The organism is Azospirillum sp. TSH58 (genome assembly GCF_003119115.1).
Taxonomy (GTDB): domain Bacteria; phylum Pseudomonadota; class Alphaproteobacteria; order Azospirillales; family Azospirillaceae; genus Azospirillum.
Genome location: NZ_CP022364.1, coordinates 299,005 through 313,044 on the forward strand (window position 1 = coordinate 299,005; position 14,040 = coordinate 313,044).

The following is a 14,040-nucleotide window of genomic DNA, read 5'->3' on the forward strand; positions in this document are numbered from 1 at the left end:
GGACGAAGGCTCGGGCAAGCCGCCTAAGCGCAATTTTTCCAGGCGGCGCAAAGTTCTTCTGGCATTTTCCCAGCAAGTTCCCGATATTCATCCGTACCGACAACATCGCACGCAAAAACGGCTCCTGACGTGATGCCCGTGCACGCGCCCGCGTGCCGCTGCGTCAGAAGGCGCGCGATACGGCCCAAGCAGCGTACGCATGACTCAAAATTCACTTTGGCAACCGAGCGACATAATGAACGCAGAAACCGGGTCCGAACCGGAGGCTCCGAAGAAGCGCGGACGAATCCCCCAGTCGGCGTGGCCGCAGATTCTTGAGCGTTACCGTTCCGGCGTTACCCTGTCGGCGATCGCGCGTGAATTCGAATGCACGCCGAGCGCCATTTCCTACATCATCCGCAAGGCTGAAGCCGCCGGCGAGAAGGATGCCCCGGTCGAAGAGGGCGCCGTGACCGACGCCGCCGCGGAAGCGCCGGCCGGCGACGCGCTGGCGGAGGAACCGGCTCCCGCTCCGGTTGCTGCTCCGGCCGCCGCCCCGGAAGCTCCGGCACCGGCCAAGCCGGCGCGCCGCTCCGCGGCCCCCGCCCCCGCGCAGGCCCCCCAGCCCGCGGCTCCGGCACCCGCTCCGGCCGCGGTGGTTCCGGCCGCGGCTGCCCAACCCGCTCCGGCCCCGGCACCTGCTCCGGCTCAGACCGAGACGCTGCGCCTCAACCGTCCGGAGGCGCAGCCGGCTGCACAGCCGGCGCCGGTTCAGCCGGCCCCGGCCCAGCCGACGGCAGCCCCCGCCCAGGCCGCTCCCCAGCCCGCCGCGGCGGATGGAAGCCGCCCGGCCGGCACCAATCCCCCGCCGGTCGATGCCGTCGAGGCGCGGTTGCGCGACACCGCGCGCGGTTGCCTGAACGCCTACCGCGGCTGGCGCCAGCAGCCCGGCGAAGCGTCGATCCAGACGCTGTCGGAAGCGGTTCACGAACTGCGCAAGGCCCTGGCCCGCATCGAGATCGACATGTCGGCCAGCCGGCGTGAAGAGCAGGCGATCCGGCCGATTCCGATCCCGGCGCACCGCACCGCACGCCGCACGCCGTAAGACAGGCCAGCAGAACGGGTCTTCGCAACGCCGCTTGGGTTCCCGAAAAGCCCTTCCCCATCGATTGGGGAAGGGCTTTTTTCATGCGCCCGGCCTTTCGGCCTAGGCGGCCCACCAGGACCGCCTACCTCCACCGGCGCAGGAAAAAGCCCTACGAACTCCCGGGAATTGGCGGCTATACTGGAGGCAACAAAGCAATCATAAGCCGGAGGAACGCCCGATGACCTTCCGCAGAAACACCGAACTGCCCGAATCGGTGAAGCGGTGCCTGCCGCTCCCCGCCCAGGACATTTACCGGTCGGCTTTCAATCACACATGGCAAGCCTGCCGCTCGCCGGAAGCGCGTCAGGCCATGCAGCGCGAGAGGCTCGCCCACAAGGTCGCCTGGGCCGCGGTCCGGCGGCGTTTCGAACCGGACGGCAGCGGCTGGCGCCCCAAGCATTGATGCGCCACGATCGCCCAGCAACGTGAGGGGCGCGCCTCGCGCCCCCCTTTTTCCTTACTCCACCACTGTGAAGCTGCTGAGGTCGCCCTTGCTCCGCTCCTCGGACGGCAGGCGCCCCTGAACGATGTAGCAGATGTTCTCAGCCATGTTCGTAGCGTGATCCCCGGCCCTCTCGATCGACTTCGCCACGAACAGCAGGTGGGTGCAGCCGGTGATCTGGGCCGGCGACTCCATCATGTAGGTCAGGAATTCGCGGAACAGGCTGGTGTAGGCGGCATCGACCTGCCCATCCCGGTTGCGGACGGCCATCGCCCGCTCGGCATCCTGTCCGTCATAGGCCGCCACCACGTCGCGGATCATGCCGAGCACCGTCTCGCCCATCCACGCCAGCGACGCGACGTGCGGCTCCACCGGCAAGGCCGCCAGAGTGACCGCGCGCTTGGCCACCGAACTCGCGAAGTCGCCCATGCGCTCCAGATGGGAGGCGATCTTGAGCGCCGAGACGATGTCGCGCAAATCCTTGGCCATCGGTTGACGCAGGGCCAGCAACCGAACGCTCAGCGATTCCAGTTCCAATTCCATGCGGTCGATCTCGGCATCCGCCTCGACCACCCGCGCGGCTTTGCCGGCGTCCCGCTCCGCGATGGCTTCGAGAGCGGCGGCGAACTGGCTTTCCACCCGCCGCCCCATGGTCACGATGATCTGGTGCAGGCGTGCCAGTTCGGCATCGAAGGCCGCCACCGTGTGTCCGCCGGTCATTCGCCCTCTCTCCTTGTTCCATTGCCGCACCGCGCCGGTTGGGCGTCGTCTCGCGCCCGGCTGCGGAAGAGCATGTTAACAATTAAACCAGATTATCTTATGACACTGCTAACGCGCTGGAGTAACCGCGCCCCGACCCCTGCGCTGTGCCGGGACGGGCCGATTGTCGGACGGGGTCATGACGCCACATGAGTTGGTCGCCGTGCTGGAAAAGCACGAGCGTTGGCTGAAGAACCGGTCGGGCGGCACGCGCGCCAACCTGACCATGACCAACCTCGAGGGATCGAACCTCGCCGGGGTGGAACTGACGCAGGGCAAGCTGTCGGGGGCCAACATGGCCCATTGCGACCTGTCCAACGCGAATCTCAGCCACGCCGACCTGTTCGCCGCCCATCTGACCAAGGCCGACCTGACCGGCTGCAACTTCTACCGGGCGGATCTTCGCGGCGCCCACATGCGCGGCGCCAAGCTGAAACGCGCCATCCTGAAGGAGGCCGACCTGCGCGGCGGCGCGCTGCTGTACGGCGGAAACGGAGCGAACGGCAGCAAGGGGCTGGACTTCGTGCGCTCCGACCTGTCCGGCAGCGACATGGACGACGCGATGATGTCGAACGCCAACCTGTCCGGCGCCGACCTGACCGACGTGTCGATGAACGGGGCGGATTGCGAGGGCGCGCTGATGGCCGGGGCCACGCTGATGCGCTCGACCATGAAGAACTGCAACCTCGCCCGCGCCGACCTGCGCGGCTGCAACCTGTCCGGCGTCAATCTCCAGGGCGCCATCCTGCGCGACGCCAACCTGAACGGCGCCGTGCTGGCCGGCGCCAATCTGCGCAACGCCGACCTCCAGGGCGCGAAGATGGAGGGGGCGGACCTTGCCGGAGCCGACACCACGGGCGCCAACATGGCGCGCTCGGCCGAGAATTTCTCGATCCAGATCCAGGAAGCCCTGCACAACCATTACACCTGGATCAACACCAACGGCGCCATGGGGGCGCGCGCCGACCTCAGCGGGGCGGACCTCTCGCACATCGACCTTCACGGTGTGAATTTGTCCGGCGCCAATCTGCGCGGGGTGCGGCTGGTCGGCGCCAAGATGCGCGACTCCCTGCTCATCATGTGCGACATCTCCGCCGCCGACCTGACCGGCAGCGATTTCAGCGGCGCCATCCTCGACGGGGCGACGCTCCGCGGCACCAACCTGACCGGCGCGCGGTTCGACGGGGCGGGAATCGGCTGGGTCGACATCAAGGGTCCGGACGGACGGCCGACCGGGCGGCTGTGGGCGGCCAATCTCACCGGCAGCACCTTCACCGGGGCCTCCTGCATCCGCACCAACATGCGCGGGGCGAATCTGGCCGGCTGCGACTTCTCCAGCGCCGACCTGACCGGGGCCATTCTCAGCGACGCGAACATCCGGGACGCGCGCTTCACCGGCGCCAACCTGACCGGAGCCAGCCTGCCGCCCCCGCCCGATCTGGACGATTGACCGGAACAACCGGCGGGCGGATGACCGCCGCCGCAAAATCCGTCATCCCAGATCATCGTCTCCGCCGATGGGCGGCAGGCCGCCGAGATTGGCGGACACGCGGCGCAGCACGCTGACGGTCAGCGCCAGTTCGTCCGGCGAGATGCCCTGGGCGGCGGTCTCCTCGATCTCTTCGACGCAGGGCAGGATGTCGGCGCGCAGAGCCTTGCCCTTCGGTGTCAGGTAGATGTTCACCTTGCGCCGGTCGTGAGGGTTGCGCACCCGCTGAACGAGATCGCACCGCTCCAGATTGTTCAGCGCGGTGACGGTGGTCGGTTCCATCATGCCGACGCGCTGGCTCAATTCACGCTGGGTCAGCCCATCCTCCTCCCACAGGGCGCGCAGAAAATACCACTGTCCCATGCTGACGCCGTGATCGGCGATGCGGATCTGCAGCGCGCGGGCGATGGCGCGGTGCGTCTCCCGCACGGCCCGCGGCAGGGTCGCGCCGGACTGGGGAAGCGCGTCGGACTCCTCCCCATGTGGTTCGGCGACCATGGGTTTCTGTCTCTTGAAACGCCCATGCATGACGACAATCTCTCGGCAGACGTCCGTAGGGCCGCGCTGCGACGCAGCGAGCAAAATCAACGGACGAAATCAACTTGCCCGATCATATCCACTATCGGAAAAATCGCAAAGAGATTGCGGATATAAGTTTCGCGAGCATGCAATAATATGTCACGTAACCACCGCGCGATCCCTCAAGGGTGTTTTTTCATATTTGTGCGTATGATCTTCACCTTTTCCCCCTGCCCATCGGCGACGGACGGGCAACGAGGTCGTCCGACTCTGAAACATGGACAAATCTGAACGGTTCGCGACCTTGAAAGGTTTGTTACGGGGCGGAGATGGGGTTGCGCGCCCGGCCGTCCGCCCGTTAACACGGCACAGCACCACGCAGAAGCACAGGAGCATCAGCCCATGCGCCCCACCACCGGACGCAACGTCACCGTCGCGGCGACCCAGATGGCCTGCGGTTGGGACCGCGACGCCAATGTGAGCGGCGTGGAACGCCTCGTGCGCGAAGCGGCGGCGCGCGGCGCGCAGATCATCCTCCCCCAGGAACTGTTCGAAACGCCCTATTTCTGCAAGGACCAGAAGCAGGAGCTGTTCGCCCTCGCCCACCCGGTCGAGGATCATCCGGTGATCGCGCGGATGAGCGCGCTCGCCCGCGAACTGTCCGTGGTCATCCCCACCAGCTTCTTCGAGCGGGCGCGGAACGCCTATTACAACTCGCTGGCGATGATCGACGCGGACGGCACGGTGCTGGGCGTCTACCGCAAGTCCCACATCCCGGACGGTCCCGGCTACCAGGAAAAATACTATTTCAACCCGGGCGACACCGGCTTCCAGGTCTACAAGACCCACTATGCCGCCATCGGCTGCGCGATCTGCTGGGACCAGTGGTTTCCTGAATCGGCCCGCGCCATGGCGCTGAAGGGCGCGGAAATCCTGTTCTACCCCACCGCCATCGGGTCCGAGCCCCAGGACGGGTCGCTGGACAGCCAAGCCCACTGGACGCGGGTCATGCAGGGCCACGCCGGGGCCAACCTGATGCCGCTGGTCGCCTCCAACCGCATCGGGCGCGAAGAGGGCGAGACCTGCGGGATCACCTTCTATGGGTCCTCCTTCATCGCCGGGCCGACCGGGGAACTGGTCGCCCAGGCCGACCGGGAGAGCGAGACGGTCCTGACCGCCAGCTTCGACCTCGACCGCATCGCCGCCCAGCGCGCGTCCTGGGGAATCTTCCGCGACCGCCGGCCGGAGCTTTACGGCCCGCTGCTGACCCTCGACGGCGAGTCCCCCGTCCGCCGCTGAGGACCGGACGGCCCGGCGTCAGACCATGATGCCGGCGGTGCCGGTGCGCCGGCCGATGCCAGAGGCCGACGCATAAGCCGCCGCACCCCGCGCCGCCAGCGCCGGCGCGGCGGTGTCGCTTGGCGGCGCGCCCTCGTTCCCGCTGTCCTGCCCGTCGGGCGAGCCGTTCCGCGCGCCCGTCCCCGCCCCCTTCCGCCGCAACTCCTGCTGCGCCTGCATCTTCGCGGCGTCGGCCTGCTGGGCGACGCGGAGGTCCTGGGCAGACGGGTCGGACGGCGCCAGGGCGGCCGCCTTGACCGTGTCCATCTTGCGGACGGTGGCTTCGGGATCGCTCTCCGCGCCGGCATCCACCTGGACTTCACCGGCGGTCGCGTAGTTCTTGCCGTCCGGCCCGCGGGTGAAGGTGAAGGAGGCGCCACCGGCGTGGGGACCGCCGGCCGCCTGATGCGCCGCCTCGTGCTGGCGGACGCTGGCGTCGATGCGCTTGAGTTCCTGGACCTGCCGCTGCTGGTCGTCGGTCAGCGTGCCCGGCTGGCCGGCGGCGTTGCGGCCCGTGCCTGTCTGACCGGTGTCCTGAGCCCCGTCCCGGCTCCGGTCACGCGCCGTCTGTCCGGGCCGAGGGAGCGGCACGCCGTAAAGGCCACTGGACGATACACCGGCAACCATGGGCCGCGGCTCCTGCGCGCTCCACGCGATGCCCCGCAGTCTACACGCCGCGGGACTGATCGGCAACGCAGCTTGGCCGTTGCCTTTTCATGGTAACGCACGCAATAGTATTCATAGCGCCCGGATTGGATGACCAGCATGGTGCCGGGATACGGCGCCCCCACAATCCATGTGTGAATTCTTGCACAGAATCCTCTCCCTTTTGGTGCCATTGGCGGCGCTGATCGTCTGGGGGCTCGCCGTATCGGCTGCGGAACCCCTCTCTCCGGCGACCCATCCCCGCGCTCCGGCCGCGTCGCCGGTGAAACCCGCCCCGTTCCCGGGAGCCCTGTCGCCGATCGAGACCGCGTACACCGAACGGGCGGGCTCGGTCCTCCTCCAGTTCGGCTACGACCAGTTCGGTGAGCAACCGCCGCGGCGGGAGGGTTCGGGCGGCGTGCAGGCCGACTACACGCTGGGTCCGGGCGATGAGCTTCTGGTGACCCTGCGCGGTCAGAAATCGTCCAGCAAGCGCCACGTCGTCGACGCGGCCGGGTTGCTCACCGCGGACGATGTCCGGCCCGTCGTGGCGCAAGGACTAACCCTGGCGGATCTGCGCGTCCAACTGGCGAACGCCGTGACCGCCTCCTTTCCCGACACCGAGGTGTATGTCTCGGTGACCGAAATCCGGCGGATCGGCGTGCTGGTGACCGGTGCCGTGGCGCGTCCGGGCCGGCAGGAGGTGGGAGCCTTCGCCACGCTGATCGACGCGCTGACCGCGGCGGGCGGCGTCACCCGCGGCGGGTCGCTGCGCCGCATCCGCCTGTTCCATGCGCAAGCCGCCGGAGGGAGCCCATCCACCGGGCTGCCCGTCGACCTGTACGACCTGTTCATGACCGGGGACGGCGCGAACGCGGGTCTCCGCCTGCGCGACGGCGACCGTGTCTTCGTGCCGCCGCTCGGCCCCACCGTGGCGTTGGCCGGTCCGCTGAAGCGCCCCGGTGTCTACGAGCTTCCTCCCGGTCAGGAGCGTCTTCCGGTCGCCGTCGCGAAGGAGATGGCCGGTGGTCTCCTGCGGCCCGGCGCGCATCGGGCGCTCCGTTACGCCATCGGCCCCAACGGCGAGGAACGCGCCGAGGAGCTGTCCGACGCGGACGCCGCCCAGTTGGCCGACGGCGACCTGCTGCTGCTCGCTCCCCGCCGGGAGGACCGGCGCGGCGACCTGCGCCTGGACGGACATGTCCTGCGTCCCGGCCCGCGGGCGCTGGAGCGCACTCCGACCATCGCGACGCTGGTCTCGGCGGCGGATCTGGGACCGGCACCCTACCTCCCCTTCGCGGTGCTCGCGTCGACCAGCCCGGCGAGCCGCGCGCGCGTCCTGCAGCCGATCGACCTGGGGGCGGTGCTCGGCGGCCGTGACCGCCGCCCCCTGGCCGAAGGCGACACCCTTTACGTGCTGGGCGCGGACGACGTGGATTTCCTGACCTCCGAACCGGTTCTGGAATTGCTGCGCGGCGCGCGCGCGCCGGCCCCGGACGCGTGCCGCGGTCTGGTGGTGCTGGCCCGCGCCTTGACGGCGCAGCCGGACGGCCCGCTCGCCGAGGGGCCCCAGGCACGGGCGGCGGCGGGGCTCACCGGCGGGCGCACGCCCTGCCCGCCCCTGTTCGAAGCCGTTCCCGACCTGCTCGTCTTCGCACTGGAGCATTCCGCCCTGCTGATGGGAGGAGTGCCGCGTCCCGGTTTCTATCCCTCCACCGGGCGGGGCGGCGCCGCGGAACTGGCGCTTGCCGCCGGCGGACGGGAGTCCGGCGTTTACGCGCCCCCCATCGGCGGCGCGTCGCCGCGCCGTTCGACGGCGGGCACCATTGTGGAACCGGACGAGCCCGTTTACGAGCTGACCGGCCATGCCCGCCGTCCCGGCGTTCGCCCCCTGGCGGGGGGCGCCACGCTGCGCGACGCGCTGACCGGGGGAGACGCCCTGAAACGGGATGTCTATCCCCTGCTGGGCGTCATCGAGCGCTTCGACCGCCGCACCCTCGCCCATCGCCTGCTTCCCTTCTCGCCGCAGGAGGTGGCGTCCGGACATGCCAACCGAGCGCTCGCCGACGGTGACCGGGTGCGCCTGCTCTCCATCGCCGAGGTCCGTGCGCTGACCAATCCGACGGACAAGGAGGCCCGGACCGAAGGGACGCCGGCCGACGCCGAACCGCCCCTCCCCGACGACGTCGCGGCGCTGGTGCGGGAACGCGGCGTGCAGGTGCGGGACGCGGTGCGCCTTCCCGGCACCTATCCCGTGGCGGAGACGGCGACGGTCGAAGCGCTGCTGGCGACCGCCGGCGGTCCCGCCGCGACCGCCGACCCCACCAGCCTGGAGATCACCACCGCCGCCGGCCAGCGCCGCCGTTTGGACCTCCGCGACGGCGCGTCGGCCCGGACGGCGCTGCATCCGGGCGACAGCCTGCGCGTCAACCCGGTGCCGCAAGCGCTTGAGGCGCGTGCCGTCACCATCTCCGGCGCGGTGCGCCGCCCCGGCCGCTACGACGTGGTGCGCGGCGAGACGCTGTCCTCTCTCATCGACCGGGCCGGCGGCCTGACGGAGGACGCCTATCCCGCCGGGACCAGTTTCCTGCGCGACAGCGAGCGCAAACGCGAGCGCGCCTGGTTCGACCAGCAGGCCCGCGACCTGGAGCGCTGGATGGTGCAGGAGGTCGAGAAGGGCGAGGCCGCCCGCTCGGACGTGGTCGGGCTGGCCCGGCAGCTCGCGACCCAGCTGCGCGGTGTGGAACCGCAGGGCCGCATCGTCGTCGAGGCCGATCCCCAGGTGCTGCGGCAGCGGCCGGAACAGGATGTGCTGCTCGAACCGGACGACCGCATCCTGATCCCGAAACGCCCTCTCACCGTCACCGTGACCGGGGAGGTCCTGCACCCGACCGCCGCCCAGTTCGTCAGCGGCAAGACCGCCGACGCCTATCTGCGGGACGCGGGTGGAACGAGCCGCTACGCCGACGACGCCCGCATCTTCCTGGTTCTGCCGGACGGGCGGGCGCAGCCGCTGTCCCTGTCCTCCTGGAACCACACGGTGACGGCGATCCCGCCCGGCTCGTCCATCGTTGTGCCGCGCGACCCGAAGCCGTTCGACCTGATGGAATTCTCCAAGAACATGGGAACGATCCTCGGCCAGCTCGCCATCTCGGCGGCGGCCATCGCGGTGATCTCCGAATGACGGGTGGGACGGGGGCGGTCCGGCTGGCCGTGGTCACCGTGGTCCGCGACGACTTGCCCGGCCTGCTCGCCACCCGCGCCAGCCTGCGCGCCCAGACCATGGCGGCCTACGACTGGTTCGTGGCGGACGGAGGCTCCAGCGACGGAACGGCCCGCTGGCTGTTCCTCCACGGGGACGAGACGGCCTGGTGGCGCTCGTCGCCCGACCGTGGCCTGTACGACGCCATGAACATCGCCCTGGACGCCATCGCCGAACGGTCGCCACCCGGCAACGCCCCCTGCAGCCATGTCCTGCTCCTCAACGCCGGCGACCGGCTGGCCGACGACCGGGTTCTGGAGCGGCTGCTTCCCATCCTGGCCGGGCATCCGGACGTCGGTCTGTTCTATGGGGACGCGTTGGAAGAGCTGCCCGGCGGTCGTCTCGTGGTGAAGCGGGCACGGTCGCACCGCCGTGCCCTGCTGGGCATGTTCACGCACCACCAGGCCATGGTCTACCGCCTGGCCGAGTCGTCCGGCCCGCGATTCGATCTGCGCCATGGGCTGGCCGCCGATTACGCCTTCACCCTGACCATGCTCAAGCAAGGGCTTCCGGCGCAGCGCTTGCCACTTTCGGTATGCATTTTCGCCGGAGGCGGACGGTCGCAGCAGGACCCGGCGCGCGGGCGCCGGGAGCAGGCGATCATCCGTCGCGAGCTGCTTGGGCTCGGCTTTGCAGCCAACGCAACATTGTGGGCATTACAATGGCTTGCCCTTACCCTGCGCCAGACAATTCCATGGCTTTACGCGAAATATCGTTTCTCACCAAATGAACGATCATTTCTTTCATAAGCTTTGACGACTGTTTTACGCATCTAGCTATTGATGCGCACGAAAAGTTGCATAGAATTTACTTTCTGAACTAACCAATTTCCCTGGTGGCGCGAACCACCTCCATACTGAGGGTCTATTATGAGTGCCACGAAATCCAAGCTATCACCCGCCCACACGCTGTCACGCCGTGGCGAGGGACCAAACCCGATCGACATCCATGTCGGCGCCCGGCTCCGTCTGCGCCGAACCCTGCTCGGTCTCAGCCAGGAGAAGCTGGGCGAGGCCGTGGGGATCACCTTCCAGCAGCTTCAGAAGTACGAGCGCGGGTCCAACCGCATCAGCGCCAGCCGTCTGTTCAACCTGTCGCAGGTTCTGGGCGTCCCGGTCAGCTACTTCTTCGAGGACATGCCGTCGCCGGAGCACATCGCCACCCCGTCGGCCGACGTTCCGCCGTCCGAAACCGAAGAGTTCGAGTCGATGGCCCGCCGCGAGACCCTGGAACTGGTGCGGGCCTACTACCGCATCGAAGACTCCTCCGTGCGCAAGCGGACCTTTGACCTTCTGAAGGCGCTGGGCGGGGAGCGCGCCCTGGATGAGGCGGTGTAAGGCACGGCACCGCCCGCCCGACCCCTCAGCCATCGGTGGACGCGGGTGATGCGGCCCGCCGCCTCGCGTCCGCGATCCTCATACCGATCTGCCAGTAGTAGAAGGCCCGCGCCAGCGCGTGCTGGAAGCCGGGACCGCCGTCCAGAAAGCCCAGCCGCACAACATAGCCGTACAGAAAGATCAGAAGCGGACGGGCCGGCAACCGGTCGAAGCCGATCTTCAGCCACCGCCGCGCCCCGGACTCCAGCGCGATAAGGTCCTTCATCCGTCCATCCGAACGCAGCGCCGCTTCCCAGTCCGCGTAGCGGGCATGCCGTTCGAACCAAGCCGCGACCGGCTTGTCGTCGGCATGGTCCAGACCGTGCCGCAACCGTCCGACTCTGCCGGCGATCACCGGCTGGTAATGCCCCTCGACCTCCCACATGGTGGCGACATCCAGATCGGGCACCAACGGGAAGCGCGCCTTCCTCCGGTCGAACAGGGCGAGTTTCCGGTTGCCCGCGCCGAAGCGCAGACGCCGGCCGAGGAACACGGGGCGGCCGTCGATCCAGTAGCCGTCATGCCGCGGTCCCGCGGCCATCAGCGCGGCGATCTCCTCCACCAGGGCATTGCCGAGTCGCTCGTCGGCATCGACGAACAGGACCCAGTCCTGGCGAAACGGCAGATGGTCCAGGCACCATTGCTTCTTCTTCGGGTACCGGCCATCCCAGCGGAAGGGCACCACCCGCGCTCCCGCCGCCTCGGCGATCGCCGGCGTGCCATCGGTGCTCCCGCTGTCGACCACGAAGCGTTCGGCGAACCGCTCCAGCGCGGGCAGGCAGTGGGGAAGATTGACCGCCTCGTTGCGGGTCATCACCACGACCGACACGGGGATCATGGGGGCGCCTCGCCGCCGGCCCGCCACAGGCGCCGCAGGCTGACGGCGACCGCCCCGGCCACAAGACCAGCCAGCGCCGCCATCGGAACGACCATCAGAGGGTTCGGCCAGTCCGGGCGCTGGGCCGCGGCCGGCGGTTCGATGGCGTCCGCCGCCAGCGGCAGATCGACCTCGATCATCATGGCGATCCGCTCCTGCTCCGACAGCAGGTCGGCAAGGGCCCGGCGGTGCTCCGCCACGGTGATCCCGGCCAGACGGGCGCGGGCATGGGCGATCTGCGCGGCGCTGCGCCGGGACGCCTCCGCCCGCAGATGGGCGTCAGTCGCCTGGGCCGCCGCCGACAGAATCCGCAGCGCCATGGCCCGGTCGGCGTGGCGCAGGCGCAGGCGCCGCATCGGCCCGCTTCCCACCATATCGACGGTCAGCCGGTCCCGAAGCACGCTCGCCACCCGCTCGGCATCGGGCTCCACCCAGTCCGACCGGCCGACGAGCGCGAGGAACAGACGCTTGGCGGACGCCATGGGGCCGGGGGCGGGGCGCCAGCCTCCCGCCGCCTCGTCCCAGCGGTCGGGAAACAGGCCGCGCAGCAGCAGAGGATCGGCCATCATCCGCTCCGCCACCGGGATCGAGGTGAAAAGCTGGAGGTAGCGCGCGAAGTCCGAAAGGATCTCGTCCCCCGGGCCGGGTTCCGACGCGGCGGCGGCGGCTTCCCGGCCGATCAGAACGGGCAGCCGCGCCCCCATGGCCGCCGCGCCGACGCGGGCGGTCGGCCCGATCACCATCACCGCGGTGTATTGCGGCACGACCAACCGCAAGGCGGTCACCGACGCCGCCAGCCCCAGCGCCGTCCCAACGAGCAGGATCGGCCAGCCCTCCCGCAATGCCCGCAGGAACCGGCGCAGCCGCCGACCCGACTCCACCGCGTCGATCTCCAGCGGGGAGCGGCGCAGCGGCATTCCATCAGGCATGGGGCAGGCTCCGCCCGGGCAGCACGGACACGCCGCGCGGCTTCGTCCGGCGCAGCCCGTCCGCCAGCGCCGCGAAGCGCCGCGCCGCGGTGGCGGCGTCCCAGGCCGAGGCGACGGACAGCGCCCGTGCTCCTTGCGCCATACACAGGCCCGGATCGTCGGCGTAACGGCTGACCGCGGCGGCCAGCCCCACCGCGTCGTCGGGCGCCAGCCTTTGCCCGCAACCGTCCAGCATGGCGGCCGCGTCGCTGCCCGCCGGCCCCAGGAACAGGCAGGGCCGGCCGGCCGCCAGCGCGCCGGCCACCTTGCTGGGCACCAGAAGCCCCTCGGCGCGCGGGTCCATCGTCGCCAGATGCAGATCCGCGGCGGACAGGCTCTCGGCCAGCCGATCCGGCGGCTGAAGCGGCAGCAGCCGGACGTTCCTCAGCCCACGCCGCTCCACCGCCTCCGCCACGGCAGCCCGCCGGCGCCCTTCACCGATCAGCAGAATCGCAACGGCGGGGTCGCTACGCGCCAGCAGCGTCGCCGCGTCCAGCACGGCGTCCATCGGGTGGGCCAGCCCCATGTTCCCCGAATAGGCCACGGTGAAGCGGTCGCCCAGCCCAAGCTCCCGCCGGAACGGATTTTCCGCCCGCGGCACCGGACGGATGCGCGGGTCGGGCCAGTTGGGCAGCACGGTGATCCGGTCGGCCGCCACCCCCGCCGCCGCCAAGCGCCCGGCCATGCAGCGCCCGATGGCCACCACCGCGTCCTGCCGGCGAAGCGCCCGGACGCTGGCCCGGTCGACCCACCGCATCAGCGGGTCGGGCAAGCGGACTCCGAGCACCGGCAGCAACGCCGGAAACACATCCTGGCTCCAATGGATGGACGCCGCACCATGGCGCGCGGCGATCAGCGGCCCGGCACAGGCCAGCAGCGGCGGGTCGGTCATGGTGACCACGACGTCATGCCGCGGCAGGCGCAAAGCCCGCTGAATCAGCCGCGCCGCGGCGGCCAGATAGCCACGGGTCGCCGGCCGCGCGTCCGCGGGAGTCCCACCCGCTTTCGGCGGCCGTCCTCCACCGGTGCGGCGCACGGTGACGCCGGGCGGCGCGGCGCTGGGGCCGGCGCCGTCCGCGACCACCGTGACCCGCCAGCCCATCGCCGCCATCCGCTCCGCCAAGTCGGACACGCAACGCCCGGTCGCCCCCCTGTCCGGAGGAAACACGCGGTTGACGAACAGAATCGACGGCGCATCCACGATTGACGGATCTTCGTCTTGATGAAACACGCATAAGT

13 protein-coding genes are annotated in these 14,040 nt (G+C 69.8%); 7 read left to right on the forward strand and 6 right to left on the reverse strand.

Features of this window, described 5'->3' with window-relative positions; all coding sequences use genetic code 11:
* Positions 1-235 precede the first annotated feature (235 nt).
* Positions 236-1,084 carry a helix-turn-helix domain-containing protein gene (locus TSH58p_RS04955; RefSeq protein WP_109068310.1) on the forward strand — a complete coding sequence of 283 codons (849 nt, stop codon included), beginning with the start codon at positions 236-238 and terminating at the stop codon, positions 1,082-1,084.
* Between the two features lie 220 nt (positions 1,085-1,304).
* Positions 1,305-1,529, forward strand: a complete 225-nt coding sequence (locus TSH58p_RS04960; RefSeq protein WP_109068311.1) for a ChaB family protein — start codon at positions 1,305-1,307, stop codon at positions 1,527-1,529.
* A gap of 54 nt (positions 1,530-1,583) precedes the next feature.
* Here the strand turns inward: TSH58p_RS04960 and phoU are convergent, their stop codons facing one another.
* Positions 1,584-2,288: a phosphate signaling complex protein PhoU gene (phoU, locus tag TSH58p_RS04965; protein ID WP_109068312.1), complete on the reverse strand. Its 705-nt coding sequence runs from the start codon at positions 2,286-2,288 to the stop codon at positions 1,584-1,586.
* A 178-nt stretch (positions 2,289-2,466) separates the two neighbouring features.
* On the opposite strand from phoU, the gene TSH58p_RS04970 reads away from it, so the two are divergent.
* Entirely contained in the window at positions 2,467-3,777 is a 1,311-nt protein-coding gene (locus TSH58p_RS04970) for a pentapeptide repeat-containing protein (protein WP_109068313.1), read from the forward strand.
* Positions 3,778-3,819: 42 nt separating this feature from the next.
* Here the strand turns inward: TSH58p_RS04970 and TSH58p_RS04975 are convergent, their stop codons facing one another.
* Positions 3,820-4,314, reverse strand: coding sequence for a MarR family winged helix-turn-helix transcriptional regulator (locus tag TSH58p_RS04975; RefSeq protein WP_247873850.1), 495 nt, complete (start codon positions 4,312-4,314; stop codon positions 3,820-3,822).
* A gap of 423 nt (positions 4,315-4,737) precedes the next feature.
* On the opposite strand from TSH58p_RS04975, the gene aguB reads away from it, so the two are divergent.
* A complete protein-coding gene (aguB, locus tag TSH58p_RS04980; protein WP_109068315.1) occupies positions 4,738-5,634 on the forward strand; it encodes an N-carbamoylputrescine amidase in 897 nt (298 codons plus the stop codon).
* A gap of 18 nt (positions 5,635-5,652) precedes the next feature.
* Here the strand turns inward: aguB and TSH58p_RS04985 are convergent, their stop codons facing one another.
* Positions 5,653-6,300 (reverse strand): putative metalloprotease CJM1_0395 family protein, encoded by a 648-nt coding sequence (locus TSH58p_RS04985; protein ID WP_109068316.1) that lies wholly within the window; start codon positions 6,298-6,300, stop codon positions 5,653-5,655.
* Positions 6,301-6,601: 301 nt separating this feature from the next.
* On the opposite strand from TSH58p_RS04985, the gene TSH58p_RS04990 reads away from it, so the two are divergent.
* The 3 genes from TSH58p_RS04990 (at position 6,602) to TSH58p_RS05000 (ending at position 10,917) form a co-directional block, all read left to right on the forward strand.
* Positions 6,602-9,502, forward strand: coding sequence for an SLBB domain-containing protein (locus TSH58p_RS04990; protein ID WP_247873851.1), 2,901 nt, complete (start codon positions 6,602-6,604; stop codon positions 9,500-9,502).
* Entirely contained in the window at positions 9,499-10,329 is an 831-nt protein-coding gene (locus TSH58p_RS04995; protein ID WP_109068318.1) for a colanic acid biosynthesis glycosyl transferase, read from the forward strand. The genes TSH58p_RS04990 and TSH58p_RS04995 overlap by 4 nt, the downstream gene beginning before the upstream one ends.
* 120 nt (positions 10,330-10,449) lie before the next feature.
* A complete protein-coding gene (locus tag TSH58p_RS05000) occupies positions 10,450-10,917 on the forward strand; it encodes a helix-turn-helix domain-containing protein (protein ID WP_109068319.1) in 468 nt (155 codons plus the stop codon).
* Positions 10,918-10,942: 25 nt separating this feature from the next.
* On the opposite strand, the gene TSH58p_RS05005 is transcribed toward TSH58p_RS05000, so the two are convergent.
* Genes TSH58p_RS05005 through TSH58p_RS05015 form a run of 3 tightly spaced genes read right to left on the reverse strand, consistent with a single transcriptional unit; the run spans position 10,943 to position 14,032 of the window.
* Positions 10,943-11,794, reverse strand: a complete 852-nt coding sequence (locus TSH58p_RS05005) for a glycosyltransferase family 2 protein (RefSeq protein WP_109068320.1) — start codon at positions 11,792-11,794, stop codon at positions 10,943-10,945.
* Entirely contained in the window at positions 11,791-12,762 is a 972-nt protein-coding gene (locus TSH58p_RS05010) for a hypothetical protein (protein WP_247873852.1), read from the reverse strand. The genes TSH58p_RS05005 and TSH58p_RS05010 overlap by 4 nt, the downstream gene beginning before the upstream one ends.
* Entirely contained in the window at positions 12,755-14,032 is a 1,278-nt protein-coding gene (locus TSH58p_RS05015; protein WP_109068322.1) for a glycosyltransferase family 4 protein, read from the reverse strand. The genes TSH58p_RS05010 and TSH58p_RS05015 overlap by 8 nt, the downstream gene beginning before the upstream one ends.
* Between the last annotated feature and the right edge of the window lie 8 nt (positions 14,033-14,040).

What these genes read in the sequence shown, in the direction of transcription:
- TSH58p_RS04955 (WP_109068310.1), top strand. Translation starts at nt 236, where the DNA reads ATGAACGCAGAAACCGGGTCCGAACCGGAGGCTCCGAAGAAGCGCGGA.
- TSH58p_RS04960 (WP_109068311.1), top strand. Translation starts at nt 1,305, where the DNA reads ATGACCTTCCGCAGAAACACCGAACTGCCCGAATCGGTGAAGCGGTGC.
- phoU (WP_109068312.1), bottom strand. Translation starts at nt 2,288, where the DNA reads ATGACCGGCGGACACACGGTGGCGGCCTTCGATGCCGAACTGGCACGC.
- TSH58p_RS04970 (WP_109068313.1), top strand. Translation starts at nt 2,467, where the DNA reads ATGACGCCACATGAGTTGGTCGCCGTGCTGGAAAAGCACGAGCGTTGG.
- TSH58p_RS04975 (WP_247873850.1), bottom strand. Translation starts at nt 4,314, where the DNA reads ATGGTCGCCGAACCACATGGGGAGGAGTCCGACGCGCTTCCCCAGTCC.
- aguB (WP_109068315.1), top strand. Translation starts at nt 4,738, where the DNA reads ATGCGCCCCACCACCGGACGCAACGTCACCGTCGCGGCGACCCAGATG.
- TSH58p_RS04985 (WP_109068316.1), bottom strand. Translation starts at nt 6,300, where the DNA reads ATGGTTGCCGGTGTATCGTCCAGTGGCCTTTACGGCGTGCCGCTCCCT.
- TSH58p_RS04995 (WP_109068318.1), top strand. Translation starts at nt 9,499, where the DNA reads ATGACGGGTGGGACGGGGGCGGTCCGGCTGGCCGTGGTCACCGTGGTC.
- TSH58p_RS05000 (WP_109068319.1), top strand. Translation starts at nt 10,450, where the DNA reads ATGAGTGCCACGAAATCCAAGCTATCACCCGCCCACACGCTGTCACGC.
- TSH58p_RS05005 (WP_109068320.1), bottom strand. Translation starts at nt 11,794, where the DNA reads ATGATCCCCGTGTCGGTCGTGGTGATGACCCGCAACGAGGCGGTCAAT.
- TSH58p_RS05010 (WP_247873852.1), bottom strand. Translation starts at nt 12,762, where the DNA reads ATGCCTGATGGAATGCCGCTGCGCCGCTCCCCGCTGGAGATCGACGCG.